General features: G+C 62.6%; 19 protein-coding genes. 13 read left to right on the plus strand and 6 right to left on the minus strand.

Annotation, left to right across the window (positions count from 1 at the left end; translation table 11 throughout):
* The 3 genes from ETD83_RS20810 to ETD83_RS20820 all read right to left on the minus strand — a co-directional run.
* Positions 1 to 411: hypothetical protein (locus tag ETD83_RS20810; RefSeq protein ID WP_138646811.1), on the minus strand; the 411-nt coding region annotated here is incomplete at its 3' end.
* Positions 412 to 527: 116 nt separating this feature from the next.
* Entirely contained in the window at positions 528 to 2195 is a 1668-nt protein-coding gene (locus ETD83_RS20815) for a WD40 repeat domain-containing serine/threonine protein kinase (RefSeq protein ID WP_329602917.1), read from the minus strand.
* A 22-nt stretch (positions 2196 to 2217) separates the two neighbouring features.
* Positions 2218 to 2607, minus strand: coding sequence for a DUF397 domain-containing protein (locus tag ETD83_RS20820; protein ID WP_138646813.1), 390 nt, complete (start codon positions 2605 to 2607; stop codon positions 2218 to 2220).
* A gap of 1257 nt (positions 2608 to 3864) precedes the next feature.
* Between ETD83_RS20820 and ETD83_RS20825 the strand changes: the two genes are divergently transcribed.
* From ETD83_RS20825 to ETD83_RS20845, 6 genes are all read left to right on the plus strand, one after another.
* Positions 3865 to 4407 (plus strand): DUF4760 domain-containing protein, encoded by a 543-nt coding sequence (locus ETD83_RS20825; RefSeq protein ID WP_138646814.1) that lies wholly within the window; start codon positions 3865 to 3867, stop codon positions 4405 to 4407.
* Between the two features lie 10 nt (positions 4408 to 4417).
* Entirely contained in the window at positions 4418 to 5395 is a 978-nt protein-coding gene (locus tag ETD83_RS20830) for a methionyl-tRNA formyltransferase (RefSeq protein ID WP_138646815.1), read from the plus strand.
* Position 5396: 1 nt separating this feature from the next.
* The gene (locus tag ETD83_RS20835) at positions 5397 to 6776 is read left to right on the plus strand and encodes a PIG-L deacetylase family protein (RefSeq protein ID WP_138646816.1); all 1380 of its coding nucleotides are present in this window, start codon (positions 5397 to 5399) and stop codon (positions 6774 to 6776) included.
* A gap of 8 nt (positions 6777 to 6784) precedes the next feature.
* Positions 6785 to 7330, plus strand: coding sequence for an NUDIX domain-containing protein (locus ETD83_RS20840; protein ID WP_138646817.1), 546 nt, complete (start codon positions 6785 to 6787; stop codon positions 7328 to 7330).
* Between the two features lie 1191 nt (positions 7331 to 8521).
* Positions 8522 to 8656: a hypothetical protein gene (locus tag ETD83_RS45410; protein WP_268920475.1), complete on the plus strand. Its 135-nt coding sequence runs from the start codon at positions 8522 to 8524 to the stop codon at positions 8654 to 8656.
* A gap of 542 nt (positions 8657 to 9198) precedes the next feature.
* A complete protein-coding gene (locus ETD83_RS20845) occupies positions 9199 to 11163 on the plus strand; it encodes an ATP-binding protein (protein WP_138646818.1) in 1965 nt (654 codons plus the stop codon).
* A 3-nt stretch (positions 11164 to 11166) separates the two neighbouring features.
* Here the strand turns inward: ETD83_RS20845 and ETD83_RS20850 are convergent, their stop codons facing one another.
* The 3 genes from ETD83_RS20850 to ETD83_RS20860 form a co-directional block, all read right to left on the minus strand.
* A complete protein-coding gene (locus ETD83_RS20850; RefSeq protein WP_205717787.1) occupies positions 11167 to 12288 on the minus strand; it encodes a DUF3644 domain-containing protein in 1122 nt (373 codons plus the stop codon).
* A gap of 99 nt (positions 12289 to 12387) precedes the next feature.
* Positions 12388 to 13104, minus strand: a complete 717-nt coding sequence (locus ETD83_RS20855) for a PP2C family protein-serine/threonine phosphatase (protein WP_171064350.1) — start codon at positions 13102 to 13104, stop codon at positions 12388 to 12390.
* 6 nt (positions 13105 to 13110) lie between these two features.
* Positions 13111 to 13998, minus strand: a complete 888-nt coding sequence (locus ETD83_RS20860; RefSeq protein ID WP_138646820.1) for a GntR family transcriptional regulator — start codon at positions 13996 to 13998, stop codon at positions 13111 to 13113.
* Positions 13999 to 14097: 99 nt separating this feature from the next.
* On the opposite strand from ETD83_RS20860, the gene ETD83_RS20865 reads away from it, so the two are divergent.
* From ETD83_RS20865 to ETD83_RS20895, 7 genes are all read left to right on the plus strand, one after another.
* Entirely contained in the window at positions 14098 to 14304 is a 207-nt protein-coding gene (locus ETD83_RS20865) for a helix-turn-helix domain-containing protein (RefSeq protein ID WP_138646821.1), read from the plus strand.
* On the plus strand, positions 14304 to 14546 hold the full coding sequence (locus ETD83_RS20870; RefSeq protein WP_138646822.1) for a hypothetical protein: 243 nt from the start codon (positions 14304 to 14306) through the stop codon (positions 14544 to 14546). Before ETD83_RS20865 ends, ETD83_RS20870 begins: the two co-directional genes overlap by 1 nt.
* Before the next feature lie 69 nt (positions 14547 to 14615).
* Entirely contained in the window at positions 14616 to 15248 is a 633-nt protein-coding gene (locus ETD83_RS20875; RefSeq protein WP_138646823.1) for a hypothetical protein, read from the plus strand.
* Positions 15245 to 15655, plus strand: coding sequence for a hypothetical protein (locus tag ETD83_RS43790; RefSeq protein ID WP_205717788.1), 411 nt, complete (start codon positions 15245 to 15247; stop codon positions 15653 to 15655). Before ETD83_RS20875 ends, ETD83_RS43790 begins: the two co-directional genes overlap by 4 nt.
* Positions 15652 to 16989: a hypothetical protein gene (locus tag ETD83_RS20885; protein WP_138646824.1), complete on the plus strand. Its 1338-nt coding sequence runs from the start codon at positions 15652 to 15654 to the stop codon at positions 16987 to 16989. Before ETD83_RS43790 ends, ETD83_RS20885 begins: the two co-directional genes overlap by 4 nt.
* Positions 16989 to 17834, plus strand: a complete 846-nt coding sequence (locus ETD83_RS44645) for a hypothetical protein (RefSeq protein ID WP_230421051.1) — start codon at positions 16989 to 16991, stop codon at positions 17832 to 17834. The genes ETD83_RS20885 and ETD83_RS44645 overlap by 1 nt, the downstream gene beginning before the upstream one ends.
* A complete protein-coding gene (locus tag ETD83_RS20895; protein WP_138646825.1) occupies positions 17831 to 18094 on the plus strand; it encodes a hypothetical protein in 264 nt (87 codons plus the stop codon). Before ETD83_RS44645 ends, ETD83_RS20895 begins: the two co-directional genes overlap by 4 nt.
* Positions 18095 to 18124: the final 30 nt, after the last annotated feature.

Here is an 18124-nt window from a genome sequence, read left to right on the forward strand (position 1 = left end):
GCGCATCCCTCCCGAACCTCCCCCTTCAGCGGCGGTCCCATCGGAGCCTGCCCCGTCGGCGATCGTCCCGTCGACGGCGGTCCTGCCAGAAGGTTCGCCGGTGTCGAGGAGGGCGCGGCGGGCGGTCCAGCGGGCGACCTCAGGCTCGGTCTCGGCGTCCGGCCAGTCGCGGTAGCGGAGACAGGCCTCGACGAAGCGGGCCGTCGCCGTTTCCGGTGGCCTGGTGAGCGGGTTCTTGCCGATGAGTGTGGAGACCGTCGCGGGCGACAGGCCGGGGCAGCGCATGCACAGCGCCCGGTACTTGGGACGTCCACACCATTCGTACAGCGCGCGGAGTCTGCCGGTGAACTCCAGCCAGGTGGTGGCCTCTTCGGGAGCAGGGGGCGGCGAGGGGACGGGCACAGCGGGCAAAGCACACTCCTGGGCTCTAACTGGGGCGCACCTGTCGCGACTTGCGACAACCTACTGTGACGACCTGGCCAGCACACCAGTTCACCGCGCCGCACCAGCGCGGCCTGCCCGCCCCGTCAGGAAACCTGCCACAGACGTACCTTGTTGTCGATATGGCCGGTGGCGAGGGTCTTGCCGTCCGGGCTGAAGGCGACCGACTCGACCCCCATGACACGGACCTTGAACTCGGTGGGCTCGTTGGTGGCCAGGTCCCACACCCAGGTCGTCCCGTCGACGTCGCCCGCGGCCAGGTGCTTCCCGTCGGCGCTGTAGGCGACCGCTTTGACCCAGTTGGCGGACTTCTTGTACTCGGTGGTCATCCGCTTGGCGGCCACGCTCCACAGCCGCACCTTGTGATCGCCTCCGCCGGTGGCGACGGTCTTGCCGTCCGCGCTGAACGCCACCGCCTCGACCGGGCCGCGATAGTCATCGAGGACGGCGACAGGACGTTCGGCGGCCACGTCCCACAACCGCACGGTCCCGTCCTTGCCACCGGACGCCAGCGTCTTGCCATCAGGACTGAACGCCACCGAGTTCACATGGTCGGTATGACCGGACAGCGTCCTGTCAGGCGACCGGCGGAAGACGTCCGTAGTCAGATAGACCCCGCCCGCAGCAGCGGCACCACCGACAAGAACGAGCCCCCCGACCAGGAACGCCCGACGCCCCGTCCCCCGCGGTGCCGCCTGCCGCGGAGGCACGGGCGGACGCGGCTGCCCGACACCCGCCCCCGGCGCGTAACCGGGCGCGGGCGCGCCGCCCATCGGCGCCGGCGCGCCATGCGCAACCGGAACAGGCTGGCCGTACTGCGGCGACGGAGCCTTCGCCTGAGGCGGAGCGTACTGCGCGTTCATCTGAGAAACCGCTCCAGCCAGGCGCGAAACCGCCGCCCCACGTCCTCGGCGGACGAATGCCGGTCGGCGGGGTTCTTGGCCAGCAGCCCGAGCACGACCCAATCCAACTCCGCAGGCAACCCCGGCCCGCCGCCGCGACGGCGGCACCGGATCGACGGTCAGGTGCTGGTGCATCAGAGCGGGCATCGTGTCCCCGTTGAACGGCGGTTCCCCGACCAGCAGCGCATAGAGCGTGCACCCGAAGGCGTACAGATCGGTCCGCGCGTCGGCGGGCCGCCCCTCGTACTGCTCAGGCGCCGTGTAAGCGGGAGTGGCCATCATTCCGCCCACGGCAGTGCGGTGCCCGGTCGCATCCGCGGACCGGGAAATCCCGAAGTCGCAGATCTTCACCCCACCCTCCGCCAACTCCATCAGATTGGGGGGCTTGTTGTCCCGATGCACCACTCCCCTGCGGTGCGCGTACGCCAGCGCCTCCGCCACCGCCGCCCCCGTCTCCAGCACCCGCTCAATGGGCAGCCCCTGCGGATTCCGGGCGAGGATCGCAGCGTAGTCGGTCCCGTTCAGCAGCTCCATCACAAAGAACGGCTGCCCCTCGTGCACCCCGATGTCGTGCACCACCGTGATCCCCGGATGCTGCAATTGCGCCGCATTCTCCGCCTCCCGCCGTAACCGGTCGGTGAGCACGGACGAGACCCCCTGCCCCGCCACCACGATCTTCACCACGACCCGCCGTCGCAGCTCCATATCGTCAGCGGCCCACACCTCCCCATGCCACCCTGACCGACCCGCATGGTGAGCCGGTACCTCCCACCGAGCACCGCTCCGGATTCCATGCCCACCCTCCATTCCAGGCCACCGAACCGGAAGAATCGCACCACCGCCCACCCACATCCGCAAAATCACCAGCACCCCATTACGAAGCCACTCTCCACCCAATTAAGGCCACCCTAAAATGCCACCCGATTCCCGACAACACAGCGAGCCCGCCCCACAAGGGCCGAGGCTCAACATCACCTACTTTGGGGGCGCTACCCCCTTCAACCTTCAACACTGCCACCAGCTCCGCGAACTCATCACGCTGAACGACCAAGTTCGGGCCGTCCGGATCCTTACCGTCACGGACTCCGATGCCTTCGGGAAGTCCGGCAACCTCGCCCCAGGCGCCGCCATCGCCTGAACTTCGGGACGACTCGGCCACCGAAGGACGTCCACCTCGATCGTTCCTCTTCGGCGTCAGCCGACGGCCAGCGTGGGTCAACGTTGCAACCCGGTGACCGCCATCGTCTTCGAGGGGCTTGCTCATCGGCCACAGATGGACCACGTCGAGAGGCCAAACGCTTCTCTGAGCAGCTCAGCGACTTCACCGTCCACGTCTGGCGATCCGTGCGGCCGGGCGGCGGCACGAAGACAAGAAGCCCATGCGCACGCTCAAACTTCCCAGCGGTGCGTACTGCTCACCGGGAGACCTTCTCTGAAACACAGGCCCCGAGCCCCTGATCTTCTCCAGCAAGGACGGTCAGGTACGCAGTGCCATGCCCGTCCTACAAAGGTTCCGCTGGGCGGTCATAGCACCGACCTGCCCGACGCCTGGACGCCCCGCGAGCTAGGCACAGCTTCGTGTCCCTGCCGGCGAACACGGCATGCCGCTGTACAAGATCGCCCTGTCGGTGAGGCACAGCGGGACGCAGGTTACGGAGAAGGTATACCGGCAACAGATCAGGCCGATGCTCCAGAACGAGGCACAGAGCATGGAACTGACCCTCCCAAGCCCCGACCAGGGCCCGTGATACTCACTTCAGTACTCACGGCAGTGGTCCCACCCGTTCCTGGCCCCGGCATGAAGCGGTGCCTGACCTGCGGTTGTAGGGATGTTGATCTGCGTTCCGGCGATTCGATGGACTCGAACCAAGGGCCTTCTGTCGATCAAAGCCGGATGGCTCCTCTCCCAGCTAAACACCGTCGGATCAATTCGACGTACTGCGAGCTCGTTGCAGCGCGATGGCTCCCCGCTCAGGTCCCGAGGTGTCTCACTAAATTGCGTCGACGCGGCGATCCGGGCGAACGGCGTCCCGGTTCAGCTGCCCCTAGTAGGGATCCTGGACATAATAGAGGTGTCATCGTTACCCCAGGGACAGAGGATCTCTTCAGACTGAAGTCGCCACGCCGCCAAGTACCGCGGCCAACCCGCCTCGCCACTGGCCGACGCATCCCAGCCCAGAACGCACTCAATGTCGCATTTTCAACCACAGCATCTCACACGAGAAAGACGATCTTGAGTCTACGGGCAAGGATCTCGATGCATCCCTTGACTCTTTGCCAGGACCCATCTCAACGAAAGTGGCCAACAGTCGCTAGACGCATCCCATCTGCGAACCTGCGATAGCACGCGTCAGCGATGAGCAACCGGTCGGCCCACAATAGGTATATTCCCGCAACCAAAATTGCCCGGCGGAATGCTTTCAGATATCAAACTGGAGAGAGTGCTTGACTAGGTCAACGCGCTCCGGAAGTATTCGAACACTGCAAGGTGAAGGCAGCCCATTGCATCTGTAGTTCAAGAGTGGGGCGGGCGCTGGAAATGATCGTTGCGGCTTCAACCATCATCAGCAGCACCACCGCTGTTATCGCGCTTCTGCTTGTGTGGTTTCAGCTGAGAACACAGAGTCGCCAGCTTCGACAGGTAGCACTGGCAGGACTTCATGAAGAGCTCCTCAGCGCCGAGATGCAACGCGCGATCAGGGCGATCTGCCAGTTCAATCCTCAAGAATTGGAGATACCCCGCTCTGAGCGGATTCTCGAGCAAGTGGAACTGATCTTGAATAGATACGACCTCATCGGAATGCGCGTCAAATGCCGAGTCATCCCCAAAAGCCAAGCCATATCATCCGAATGGCAAGTGGTTTTGCGGATTGACCATCAACTTCGGCAATTCATAGATGCAGAGCGTCAACGACGCAATGGCGGGCCCTATAAGCCAGGTTTCGAGTGGCTCGTAACTGAAGCTCGCAACTATAAGTTGCGGCATTACCCTGACACTCAGATAAGGCCATTTCGCAGGATCTTCAACGAGCAACGTTCCATGACGGGCAACGGCGCTACTTAAGGGGCAGGCCTTGGCTAAGGAGCGACCACGCGCAGTCTTCATCTCCAGCCACGTCTTTGGCGCCGAGTTTCTCGCAGGAATGCTGGCGAGAAATAAGCAGACAAGCGAAGGAATCAGCTTCGAGCTGGTCGTGACGGTTCAGCCGAGTCCCGCGATCTCTACCGTAGGGGTCGTAAGCCTGGACCGCCTTGCCGCCGAGCATTCGATCCCTCATCTTGCTGTCCCGACCGTGAAAAGCCCTGCACTAGCCGCCCAGATCCACACGAAACAACCGGATTATATCCTTGCAATCGGACTATCTGAGCTTCTGCCGGCCTATATTTTGGATATCCCAATGCAAGTACATGGAGCCAGGAGCCGGCATTCATCCGCTCATGGCGTACTGGGGGTGCACCCTACACTGCTCCCACAGGGGCGAGGGCGCGCGCCGATACCCTGGACTATTATCAAAGGACTCAAGAAAACTGGCATAACCGCCTTCATGTTGGAAGAAGACGCTGACTCCGGTGGAATTGTACGGCAGCAGGAAATGAAGCTAGCCGAGCATGAGACCGCAACGTCTCTGTTCCAAGCAATGAGTAAAATGCATGGGAGACTCGGGGTAGAACTGCTGCCAGCCTTGGCCAAACGCACGCTGACCTGGATTGACCAAGATACCTCCCAGGTCTCAGTCTGGCCTCGACGTTATCCGGAAGACGGGCTCATCAGCTTTTCGCAATCGACAGCCAGTGTCGATCGGCTGATTAGAGGGCTTACTAAGCCCTATCCTGGAGCATTCTTCTATTATCGGGATCAAAAGATTGTGGTTAACAGCGCAATACCGACCATTCAAGGACACGGTGTTCCTACAGGACAGATTATCGAGGTAAATTCACTAGGACTGCCTATCGTGGCTTGCGGCGACGGCTACATTGAGTGTATCGATATTGAAGTTTCGGACACGTTCAACTTTCAAGTCGGCGAATCTGTAGAACCTAGGCGGAACTAGAATGAGCCAGGGAGTTGCTGTCGAGCTCGCACGAAATGAAAAAGTCGCACTTTTCGTAGGTGCGCATCCTGATGATATCGAGATTGGAGCCGGCGCGACGGTTGCAAGGCTGGCGGCGCAGGACTGGACGGTATGGCTCCTGATTCTCACATCCGAGCAGGACGAGGATATCGCTCAAACCAGGAAGCTGGAAGCTCTCGGTGCCGCACAAGTCTTGGGTGTTGCACGCGACCGCGTTATGTTCGCAGACTTTTCTGATGCATCATTGACGTGTGATGGGGCCTCTGTTGAGCAGGTTCGTCGGCTTCTCGGGGTTCATGGAGTCGATCCGGACGTGGTGTTTACGCATACATATGCGGACAGCCACAAGGACCACCGGGAAGCCAACGAGATTACCAGGGCCACCTTTCGTCGACGCCCGATCCTAGGCTTTGGGGTGGTGAACTCGCTGACTCGTTCCAAGGTTCATCAGAGCGCATTCCAGCCCAGGATATATGTTGACGTCACAGAGACATATGGACTGAAGAAGCATGCCCTGCATTCACACGTGACTCAAAAGAATCGCATCGATACCGCGCGAATAGATGCTCTCTACGCCGAGTACGGCAGTAGCATAGGGGCCGAATATTCGGAGTCGTTCGATCTTCTGATTCAGGAAGATTCGTCGCCTGGCCGGGTCAGACTGGCTCTCGAGCTCAATCATTCCTCGTTTCACAAGTTCTGGTCCACAGTACTGGACAACCGAGAGTTGGTCATCATCCATGCAGCCCCCGTGTACCGCGCGAAACGCGAAGGGCGATGGCAATCAGACAAAGACCGAGAAGGTATTTCCCTCCTCTATCGCACGTTCAACGAACTATGGGAGGGCCGACTTCCCTTGGCAGACCTGAGTTGCAAGACGAGTGGCGTGGAGGCGTATCTGGAGAACGAGGACATTCTGCTAAGCGGTGGTGCGGTCTCGAACTCGATAACTCGCGAGTACTTCAACCATTTCGATGGCGTTCGCTATGTGATCGACTACACGATGCCCGACTACACGGACATACGCATCCGGGATCGACTGAGCGAGGAGTCGATAAGGGCGGATTACGAAGCGCATCAGAGGCTTGGAACGATCAATGTAATACGAGATGTCGGCATACTCACCGTAATGCCAAGTCCTGTCAATCGACAGCGAGCGATAATCGGATGCATGGGGATTCACGGTTTCGGCACTTTGGGATGTTTCCGTTACCTAACAGACCCAGTACTTCTGCGTGAGCTCGTAGCCGAGGTCGATCTACCATTGGCAGGTCTCGGTTATCAGGTTCTGATAGACTACGATATACGCAATGAGTTGCCGATGATTCGGCCTGGAAGTTTCCATTCATTTGAGAGCTAGAGGTCGCTATGTCCGAAATCGAGTCTCCGTTCAAACTGGTAGGCACACGGGTCGTCTACGATAATGGCTGGATTCGTGTCGATGAGGACAGTGTTATCCGCCCGGGCGGCAAGGAGGGCATTTTCGGCGTAGTTAACATGAAAGAGGGGTCTACGGTCTTGCCCCTGACTGAAGATCAGGACGTGTTTCTTGCTAGGGAGTACAAGTACGGCATTGGAAAGTTCTCGATTGAAGCAATGAGTGGCGGCCTTGACGTGGGGGAAGATCCAACAGATGCCGCCAAGCGTGAACTTATGGAGGAGCTTGGTTTCAAAGCTCAACAATGGGACTACCTGGGTTATGTTGACCCATTTACCACTGTTGTTCGTTCGCGAAACCACATGTTCCTTGCCAGAGGGCTTGAGCAAGGTGTTGCCCAAGATGACCCAGGCGAGGTCATAGAGACGATCCGACTTCCTCTCAGCGAGGCGGTCGAGATGGTACTGAAGGCTGAGATCACTCACTCTGCCAGCTGCGTTCTCATACTGAAAGCTCATCTGCATTTACGTGCGTGAGGGGCCGTATTGCCTTGCCGAGGATTCGAGAGCTTGAGGTCTTGGATACGCCACGGCGACAATGGCGACGATTGCAACTGGGTTTGCAGGAATGAGTTCACCGATATCGGGTCGCACAGCAATCCGCCGTTGGCATGCGCGACCGACGAAGATCGTTTATGTCGGCCTCGGGTCTTCTGCAGTGCCTTTCGTCGGGCTGGCCGACGAGGGCGCCGAGGAGACGATCGTTAATCGTAGTAGCCTCCCTCGCGGAGCTTGTCGTTGAAAGCCTCGGCGCTGTCGATCAGAACGCCGTCGAGCATCTTGCAGCACTCCTCGGCGTCGATGCGGTGGGGCGCTTACTGTCGATCTGCTCACCTCGACCTGGAATGGCGGCCGCGCCAGGATGTAGTCCAAGAACCTGGATGGCGGTCTTCTGGTCGAGCTGAGGTAGATGCGCAGCGCCCGCAGCCGGGTACAGTCGTCGATCGCGGTGAACTGTCAGTACTTGTTGCGGCCGACGCGACGCCCGGGTGGTGACACAGGCGCTGGGCTCGACAAACATGACGTCGATCTGGACGCGGTTGCCGTGTAACTGCATCTTGTCGCGCTTCTAAGCACCTACCGTGTCGCTTTTAGCACTGCGAGGCTGGCAGCCGTCTCATGGCCAGGCGCTTGGGAATCCGCCATACCCCGGACTCGGAGACAGTGATGTCGTGGCACCGCTTGAGGTATGTCGCGATCTTCTCCGGGGCCGAAGTGGTGATTCTGCCGCAAATACGTGATCTTTCCCACGCCTTCGACATGGGTGACGCGCGGGCTGGTCTTCAGGCGCTTGGAGCGGGAGCGCAGTCCGTAGACGCCTCGGCTTTGTAGCGGCGACACCAGGCCGGAGGTGAAGACCCGCCACCAGATGCCCGCCCCCACCAGTCCAAGCTAGCTGCATGAGCGCGAGCACGAAGAGCAACCTGGCAACCAATCCACCCCTCTGACCCGAACGACATCGCCCCGCTGCTTCTACGCCCAGAGCAGGCCGCCGAGCGGCTCGGCATCAGCCGCACGAAGATCTTCTGCGGGGAACAGGGGTCGCGCTCGCCGCGATGCGGGTTCTGAGTTGCTTCCGGAAGATCACAGAGAAGGCTCGCGCTCCAGACAGCGTAGTCGCCGGGTGAGTTGCGGCACTCGTTCGTGTCGATCAGGAGTGACTCGGGCGTGGCGACCGAGCGCATCGCGGATCTGGTGGGGCACTCGACGCCGAACACCACGCAGACCATCTATCGCAAGCAGCTCCGGCCCATGATCGCCCAGGGTGCGGAGGCGATGGACGCGGTCTTTCGGTGTGAGTAGGCAGGTGGCTCCCCTGCTGGCTCCCTCGCCTCGGAAGCACAGGGCCCCGATTCCTTGATCGGAACGGGGGCCTGACCTTGGGCTCTCTGTGGCAGAGAGGAGCTCCCGCGATTGGACTCGAACCACACCCAGCCCACATTTCACCAGGTCAGCACCAGTCCTGACCAGCGCACACACGTCCCCCAAGGTCCGGCACAGTCCGCAAGTTCGCGCCACCATCGTCAAGCAGCCCGTCAGGCGGCGCCGCCTCGAAACCCGACCCGGCCTCTGGTCAAAACTATCGGCACACAGTCAAGCCGCCGCCGGACGCGAGCGCACAGAAGGAGGTACACGAATCGAGTCTGAGGCTCGCCGGTTGCGCGCCCCCGACGCAGAGCTTCGGAGCCCCCAGCCGTGCGAGCAGCAGAGCCCATGCGCGCGACCTGTCTGGCACACCATCTCGCCAGTTGCGCGAATGAGCACTGCCTACTACGGATGGCAGGTTAGCTTAGTGGCCATATCGGGACTCACCCTTGGACAGCGCAACCTGAGGATGTCAATCTATGACGATGGCGCGCGTAACGGTCCAACTGAGCCATGATCACCTCACCGACTTGGTTCGATCTCCGCAACTGGGCCTGATTGAGCTGATCTGGAACGCCCTCGATGCCGACGCAACCAGGGTGGAAGTTGAGGTCGAACGAGATGAGATCGAGGGAATCCGGTCGCTCACCATAACCGATAACGGTCATGGCATGACCTACGAAGAGGCTAGGCGAGCATTCGGTGCCCTCGGTGAGTCCTGGAAACGAAATGTTGGCCTCACTCGCGAGAAGCGCCGCGTACTCCACGGCAACAATGGAAAAGGCCGCTATGCCGCCTTCGGTATCGGGGACCGAGTGGTCTGGACTTCGGTGGCGAAAGATGTAACGGACGAAGTCAAAGAGATCACAATAAGCGGCACTAGAGAGAAGCTGGATGAGTTCGACCTACCACCAGCTATCCCGAGTTCGAGTAGGTCCGGAACTCGCGTGAAGATCGATCTCATACCGCCCGACGTCGGAAGAATACTCGATCGCCCATCGATTCATCACTACCTAGCCATAACGTTCGCGCTCTATCTGGAGTCCTATCCCGCAGAAATTCTCTACCAGGGAGAGTTGGTAGACCCAAATAGCCTCCAGGAGGTTCGTGAGACATACCCCCTGCTCAATAGCGCCGAAGATGGCATCGAGGGAGCATCTATCACCGTAATCGAGTGGAATCGACAAACTCGCCGAGCGTTGTATCTCTGTGACGAGAACGGGATGGCGCTTCATGAGATACGTCCGAGTGTTCATGCGCCTGGGTTCGACTTTACCGCCTATCTCCGTTGGCGGGGATTCCGTGAACTCGGTAACGATATCCTCCTAGCGGAACTAGGGCACGAAACCATTACGCCCGTCGTTAACGAAGCGCGCGAAGCCCTACGCACACATTTCAAAAGGCGCCTCGAAGAAAGGCGTAGCGAAACGGTACAACGCTGGAAAGCAGAACAAAGCTATCCGTACACCGGCGAACCCAAGAATGAGATTGAGGCTGCAGAGCGAGAACTGTTCGATGTAGTGGCGTTGAGCGCGGCCAAGGTCATCGACAGTAGTGACAAGAGCTCTCGAAGGCTGTCGCTTCGACTCATGAGAGAGGCACTTGAAACGAGCCCTACTAACCTGCGCAGCGTCCTCGCTGAGGTTGTAGACCTTTCCGAGGAGCAGTTGCAGGACCTCGCCAGTCTGCTGCAGCGTGCGCCACTTACATCTGTCATCGTCGCTACTCGTATGATCTCTGACCGACTGGCTTTTATTGACGGTCTTGACGCGCTCCTTTTTGATGCGGCGTCGAAGAAGCAGACATTGGAACGTAGACAACTGCATCGCATACTCGCCGAAGAAACCTGGATTTTTGGCGAGGAGTATGCCTTGACAGGAGATGACGATCGGCTCCTAGCAGTTTTGCGAAAGCATCTCGCTTTGCTCGGTGAAAATGTCGAGCTAGCGGGCAGTGAGCCGCTTACTCGCCTAGACGGGAGTGAAGCGGTACCTGACCTCGTGCTCTCCCGCCCCATGAAGGACCGTGATAACCGGCTCGAACATCTCGTGGTGGAGCTCAAGCGCCCAAGTGTAACTATCAATCGCGCGGGACTGCAGCAGATCGAAGACTATGCGTTTGCTGTTGGCAATGACGAGCGCTTCAATCAGCCTAATGTTCACTGGGAATTCTGGATCATCGGCAATAAGCTTGATCCCTACGTACGGGAAGAGGCAACGTCCCCTGATCGGCCACTGGGTGTCGTAAAGCAGACGAAGCGATATCGGGTTATTGCCAAGACCTGGGCTGAGGTTATATCGGATGCCAAGCACCGCCTCAAATTCGTCGCCGATAGTCTTGGATACCGCTCGAACGGCGATGAGGGAGTCGAGTACCTTCGCCGGACACATGCAAGATTGCTGCCGAAGGCGCTAAAAGAAGATCCTACGGAAGAGGTCGCTTAGGCCTCAGAGGTCTGAGTCAGCCGGCCGGTCTGCCTTGCAGCCAGCGGCAGTACACTCATATGTCTTTCCGTTACGACGAGAACGGTGCGCTTTCCAGATCGCATCTATATCTAGCGATCTCACCGCTTCCTTCATCAACGCGAACGCTTTATCAGAATATCGCGGATGAATCTGAGATCCGAATGTAAACTCGTGCAGGCATGCTGGATCATTGTCGATACCGAGGTGGGCCCGCAATGCAGCACTGCGGGCAGTGCTGAGATCGAGAGCTTTGGCGAGGTCTGCTTTCGAACGGTGATACTTGCGATGCAAGTCGACTTCCCGAATCGCCGCTGCGGGAACGGCTTCGTCTGCGGCGTACCGAACTGGCGGAGCATCGAGACTCTTGGTGAAACGAAGCTTAAGCGTGATCCCTTCGCCATCAATTGAAGTCGACAGATCATGCAACTTCGGAAAGACCGTTTCTCTAGATTCTCCCTTCTTAATTCCTCTCTCCACTCGACCAACGTCCCTCTGTGATACGCGTGTCTCGGCTTCGAAGTGAGCCTCCATTGCCAAGAGAGTCCGGATGCGCGCACGAGCCTCGTATCCTGCGCGACGGCCGGGTTGAAGTAGCCTAGCTATTTCGGCGTACTCTTCGTCCAATATCAGAGCCACATCACGTGGAGCTTCTGCCGACACGGGTAGCACGCGATGAGGAAGATAGGATGCCAGCCTCTCTTGAAAAACTAGGTGCAGTAGATCGTCAATCAGAGTGATCCCTGCGCGTGCGTGTAGGTACAGAAGCTGCTCGGAGACCTGGTTATACCAGTGCTGTTCATCATCCCGCATAGCATCGATTGCGCGGAGCGTCCCCGCATCGGACGCGCTGAGCTTAACCTTAGGGTGTTGAGATGCCTTCTTTACGCAGGATTCAAATCCAATGGAACGCCCCAGTTGGTCATCGAAGACATCCTCGCCCAAATGTACCAGCGTAGCCTTCAATAGCATCTCAAAAGAATGCTGAAGGTGGAGCAGGATACTCGTAGACCTGCCCTCGTCGCGCGGCGAGTTGAACGCCTCCATAGCATTCAGAAGCGACGCGATCGCCTTTCCTTTGAGTATGCGAACCTCCTTCTTTGCCATAGCCTATTCTTCGACTCCTTCATGTAGGTTTGCTGAATGCTCATTAGACCAGAGGAGTTTCCAGTTCACAAAACTTGGAGTTGTGGGTCACCGCGGCCGTCATCTGTTAGTAGCGATCGACCGTACGTCAGCAACTATGGCCGTGACGTTATCAGGGCCACCCTGGGAAAGCGCTGATCGGATTAGGTAATTTACGGTCTCATTCGGGTCGTTGATAAATGTCAAGGTGTGGCGGATTTCTTCTAGGTCGACCACGCCACTGAGGCCGTCAGAACAGAGCAGAAGTCGGTCAGCGGCTCTGAGCTCGCGGAGCGTCAGATCGGGTGAACGGCCATCTGCTCGTCCGTCAAGGAACCGGGCGAGCTTTGGCGGTAGGTCTGGGACGGTCGCGGCATCGAAGACCAGGCGCTCGTAGACATGGTCCTCGCTGAACGCTTCGAGTTGGCCGTCCCGCAATTGGTAGATGCGGGAGTCTCCGATGTTGGCGAAGACGGCGTGGTCCCCGGACCACAGCACGGCGACCAGAGTTGTCCCCATGCCCTTCACGCTGGGATCCCCTGCGGCTCGGCTGTGCAGTGCATCGCTGGCCTCGAAGATCGCTCGACCGAGCGTGGTGGCCAAATCTTCGGTCGGGACTTCGCGGTCGTATGTCTTGAGGACGTCGATCACGGTGCTGCTGGCTACGTCGCCGGCGGCGTGTCCACCAAGGCCGTCAGCGACGGCCAGAAGCCGGCGGCCGACGTAGCCGCTGTCTTCGTTGCGCTTGCGCACCAGGCCGACATGAGTGCCGAGGGCCGCTTCGATGGCGAGGCTCACGATTGATCACTCGTTCGTTTCGTCGTCAGGCCACGGGTCTTGGGCTGATTCATCACGGTGCAGGACGTGAACGGTCTCGACACGGTCGCTGGCCACGATGTACTGGGTCACCTCGATCGGCTTGCCGTCGCCACCGGACGTGCCGACCCGCACGATCTCCAGCACCGGCAAGATCCCTGGTATCTGCAGCAGCGTCGCCTCTTCTGCCGTAGGCATGCGCGCACGATGGATCTCCATCCAGGAGATGGGCCAATGACCTGCCCGCTCCAAGCGGTACAACCAGTCCCCCGGCCCCGGGGCCTGTGAGCCCACCTCAGGGGCGTCCTCGACTCCGCGCGGGTGAATCCAGGAGATGTTGATCTGGAACGGGGGTTCGGCCACTGGCCCGGTGACCCGGAATCGCCGCATGACCTTGGTGCCTACCGGGACGCCCAGGAGGCCCGCGATCCGCGGGTTGGTCAGCGGCTCAAATGACGCCTGCGGCTTGACGTGGTGAGTCCAGACCTCCTGGCCGGACGCCGATGGGAAGGAGTAGCCGGGATTGCTAGTGGCGACGTTCCGCTTGACCAGGTTCCCTCGGGGCCTTCGCAACCGCATGGTGCCGTGCCGGACGATGATCCCGCGTTTCTTGATCACCTGGATCAGTCCGTCCGCTTCGAGGAGCGACAGCGCGGAGCGAATAACACCGCGTCCAACACCGTATGCGCCGGTCAGCTCGTCATAGCCGGGCATGTTGCTGCCTGGCGGATACTCGCCGCTCTCGATCTTCCCTCGTAGCTCAGCGGCGATCTCGCGGTATCTCGCAGTCACAAGGACCTCCCTCCTGAAGGTTATCTGTACCGGGACTGTTGACACATCCCTTCCAAAGGGTTCATCATCTGTACCGGTACTCATCTACGATCAATACCGGTACTAAGCAAGGTTCGACGGACGTTGACAGACACCGTTTGTCGCTGTCGTCCGCAAATCCCCTGCCTTGGAGGTAAGCCCATCGTGACCAGTTCCTCTGTTCAGGCGGCGTCGCCCGCCCGGTTGTACCGGGTTGGTGAGGCGATGGAGTTGTTGTCGTTGTCTCGGTCGGTGATCTATGAGCTGATCCGGTCGGGTCGGCTGCGGTCGGTTCGGGAGGGCCGTTCGCGGCGGATCCCGGGTTCGGCGATCGCCGAGTACATCGCGCTGCTGGAGAGCGAGGCCCGCTGATGGCCCGCACCCGCGGCGAGGCCGGCAGCGGCTTGGAGGTGAGGCCCGCGACGGCCGGTTCGGTGCCGGTGTCGGGGCTGCGGATCCGGCTGATCGGTTCGCCGGAGGAGGTGCTGGCCGGTGTGGAGGCGCTGGCCGAGGTGTTCGAGCTGGTGGAGGTGTCGCAGGCGTACCCGTGCCGTGGCGCTTCCCGGAACGTGCGCGCCTATGTGCAGGTGCGGTTCAAGAGCCCCGGAACCTAGAGCGGCCCTCGTCCTGGCGACGCAACCGCCGGACGAGGGCCTTGATCGGACCTTGGGAGGTCCAACCCGATGAACTCTCATTCTGACATCTCGACGGCCCCGTTCTGGGTCGATGAGGACTACGACCGCCAGTACGCCAGTGACGGCGTCTCCCGCTACGGCGCCTACGTCCGGGACCGGCTGGACGGCTCGTTCGCCGAGTGCTGGGACGGCATGTGGGACGAGCCGTCGACCCGGCTGGCCGAGTTCGCGGCGGCGGCCTGGAGGACGGCGACCGGTCCGGTGATGACGCCCGGCTACGTCCGCCTGCACTCGCGGGTGCTGGGCGCCCAGGTGGAGCGCAGCAACTGGGACGGGTCCCTGCTCGCGGTGGTGAGCCTGGTGGCGCCCTGGCCGGCGGAGCTGACCGGTGCATCTGGCCAGCGGTTCAACCGGTGCTGGCGGGACTGGCCCACCGAGCTGCGCGGCGATGGATACGACTTCGTCCACCCCACCGAGAAGGACGTCGCCGAGTCTGCGTTCCTGCAGGCCAGCCTCACGCTGACCTACCCGGTGTCGGTCGCCGTGCTGCCCGCGGCCCCATTCGGCCCGGGCGACGACGTGGAGCGCCGTGCCCGGGAGGCGGTGCACGCCCTGGCCGCCGCGCTGAACGACACGGTGCGCCCGATCATGGACGCCCTGGCGGGGAGGCGGCCGCGATGACGCTCGTCTCCAGCCGGACGGCCGCCGTGGACGCGGTCGTGGTGAGCATCGAGATCGACATGGCCCGGTTGGGGTCCTACGCCGATGCGCATCTGGCGATGCTGTGGCAGGTGGCCCAGGCCAACCCCGCGCCCTACGACGACCGGCAGGCCGGCGAGCTGGTGGAGCGGATCGGGCGGGAGATCGTTCGCCGCTGGCTCAGCGGTGTCACGCCCGAGCTGTGGAAGCACCAGGGCCGGTCCTACTACTGGTCGCAGCTGACCAAGTTCGCCATCTACCGGCCGGGTGGTACCGGCTCCGTCGGTGACCCCGACTGGCACGACGGGACGTGGGTCGCAAGGCCCGCCCCCGACGACGGTGTCGCCGAGTCCGGCGACACTGCGGCCGTGGGGAAGGTGCCGACGTGAGGATCCTCAACAGCGACCGGTTGCCCGTAGACGAGCCGGACGTGCCGGAGGAGCTGGCCCGGGAGCTGCAGCGGCAGCGGGAGCTGGCGGCCGCGCGGCGGACCGATGAGCTGGAGCGGGTGCGGGCCGAGGCTGGGCACGGCCGGGCCCGCGCGGACGTGGCCGAGGAGACCCGGCTGGCCGAGCTGGCCCGCACCGAGCGCGAGGCCGACGTGCGCGCCGAGGCGGACCTCGCCCAGATGTACAGGCAGTTCCGCGCGTCCGGCGCCCGCACCCGCATCAAGGCGGACATGGCGCGATCCGGGGAGGCCCGGGCGCTGCGTCTGGAGTGGCTGCGCACCCGCAACCTGCGCGTGCTGGTCCCGGTGCTGATCGGCTTCGGGATCTGGTCGACGACCGGCGTGCAGCAGGGCGCGGCCAAGATCATGGACGTCGACAAGAGCGACCCGGTGTGGTGGACGCTGTGGGGCCTGGAGGCGCTGCTGATCGGCGCGGTGTGCTGGATCATCATCGCCCGCGCCCGGCTGGCCGCCTCCGGCGGCAGGCTGGCCAGCCACGCTGAGCGGATCGGGTTCGGCTGCCTGACCACGAGCATCTTCCTGAACCTGATCGCGGCGGTGCCGACCGGCGACGCGGACGTGTCGGGGTGGGCGGTGCCGGGCGCGATGTTCGCGCACGCGCTCGGCCCGATCGGCGCGGCCGTCACCGCGCACCTGATCGGCGTGATCGACACCTCCATCTCCGACGCCGACCCCTGGAACGAGGGCGAGGGCGAGAACAAGCGCCCGGTGCCGCGGCTGGCCGAGATGGACCTGCAGCCGCCCACCGTGGCCCCCGCCAGGAACGCCCCGGAGAAGGACACCGAGAACGAGGCAGCCGCTGAGCATGCGGTTCCGGTGACGGTGTGGCCGGTCCCGCTCGGGAACCGCCCCGCGCTGACGGTCATCGCGCGCCCGACGCCCGTCAAGACCGGCAAGGGCACCGGCAAGAGCACGGTGCGAACCGGTGGTGACCGGGACGCTCAACCGGACGCGGGAACGCCGCGCAGGCCCCGCCCGAACAAGGGCGTGCCCGTTCCCGAGGCCGCCAAGCCGCTGCCCAGGACCAGCCGGGACCGCACCGACACCGAGCTGCAGGAACAGCTCGCCGAGCTACTCGCCCGGGGCGAGATCGAGCCGGGGGTGCGGGCCGTCAAGGACGCGCTCGGGATCGGCTACGACCGCGCCAAGCGGATCATGGCCGCGCTGGCCGAGGAGGTCACCGGCAAGGCCGACAACGCCGACCTCGGCGAGGTCGCCCGTCCGCTGACCGTGGTGGCGGGGGGTGCCAAGTGATGGGCACCACTCACGTGAGCGCGGCGGCGGGGACGCCGTACGAGCTGGACACGCGGCGGCAGCTCAACCAGGCCCGCCAGGACCTGGCCGAGGCGCACGCCGAGCTGGCCGTGCGCCGTGACCAGGAGACGGCGCTGCGCACGCACCTGGAGATGCTCGGCGCTGACGTCACGGCGATGCGGCACCGGTACACCGAGTTGCACGTGGCCTATGTCGAGCTGCTCACCCACGCCCGCGCGGCCGCCGCGGCGGCCGCGCTCGGCGAGCTGGCCCCCCGCCCGCTACATCGCCGGTCACCTGGAGGAGATCGGGCTGCAGCCCGACCCCGACGCCGTCCCGGACCAGGTCGTGGCCGAGGGCTTGGCGGTGTCGGTGCGGCTAAGCGGAGGGGACCGGGGATGACGTCGGCGACCGTGTTCACCTGCGTGTTCATCGCCCTGTACGTGGCGCACCAGGTCGGGGACAACTGGATCCAGACCCGCGCGCAGGCGTGCGGCAAGGGCGCGCCGGGCTGGCGTGGCCGGATCCTGTGCGGGCGGCACGTCGCCACCCTCACCCTGGCCAAGGCCCTGGTGATCGGGCTGGTCACGGCGGTGTTGGCGCTGCCGCTGAACGTGGCCGCGGTGGCGTGCGCGCTGGCCGTGGACGCGGTTTCGCACTACTGGGCCGATCGCCGCGCGCCGCTGCTCGCCCTGGCCGAGCGGCTGGGGAAGGGCGAGTTCGCCCGGCTCGGGGACGGCGCCGCCGCCCCGGCCGGGACGGGCGCCTACGCCCTGGATCAGTCGTGGCACGTCGGATGGCTCCTGGTCACGGCGTTGATCGCGTGCTTGGGGGCGGGGTCATGAGCGCCGTCGTCCAGGCTCCGGAGTTGTGGCGGGTGCTGGCGGTGGCCGCGTGCCTGGTCAGCGCCGCCGCCGGCGGTGTCGCGGTGGGCGCGTGGGTGGCGCTGACCTTGGCCCCCGCCGTCCCCGCGGCCCGCCTCACCAGCGCGTTCATCGCCGAGTTGCGCGCCCGTGCCCAGCAGCGGCTCCGCGCCGTGGCGGTGGCGCTGGCCGCCGCGGTGGCCCTGGTGGTCACCGCCCTGATCACCGGGCTGTTCGCATGAGCAGCCCGGCCCGGTCACGGGCAATCCGGC

This window comes from Actinomadura soli, from assembly GCF_005889715.1.
GTDB lineage: Bacteria > Actinomycetota > Actinomycetes > Streptosporangiales > Streptosporangiaceae > Spirillospora > Spirillospora soli.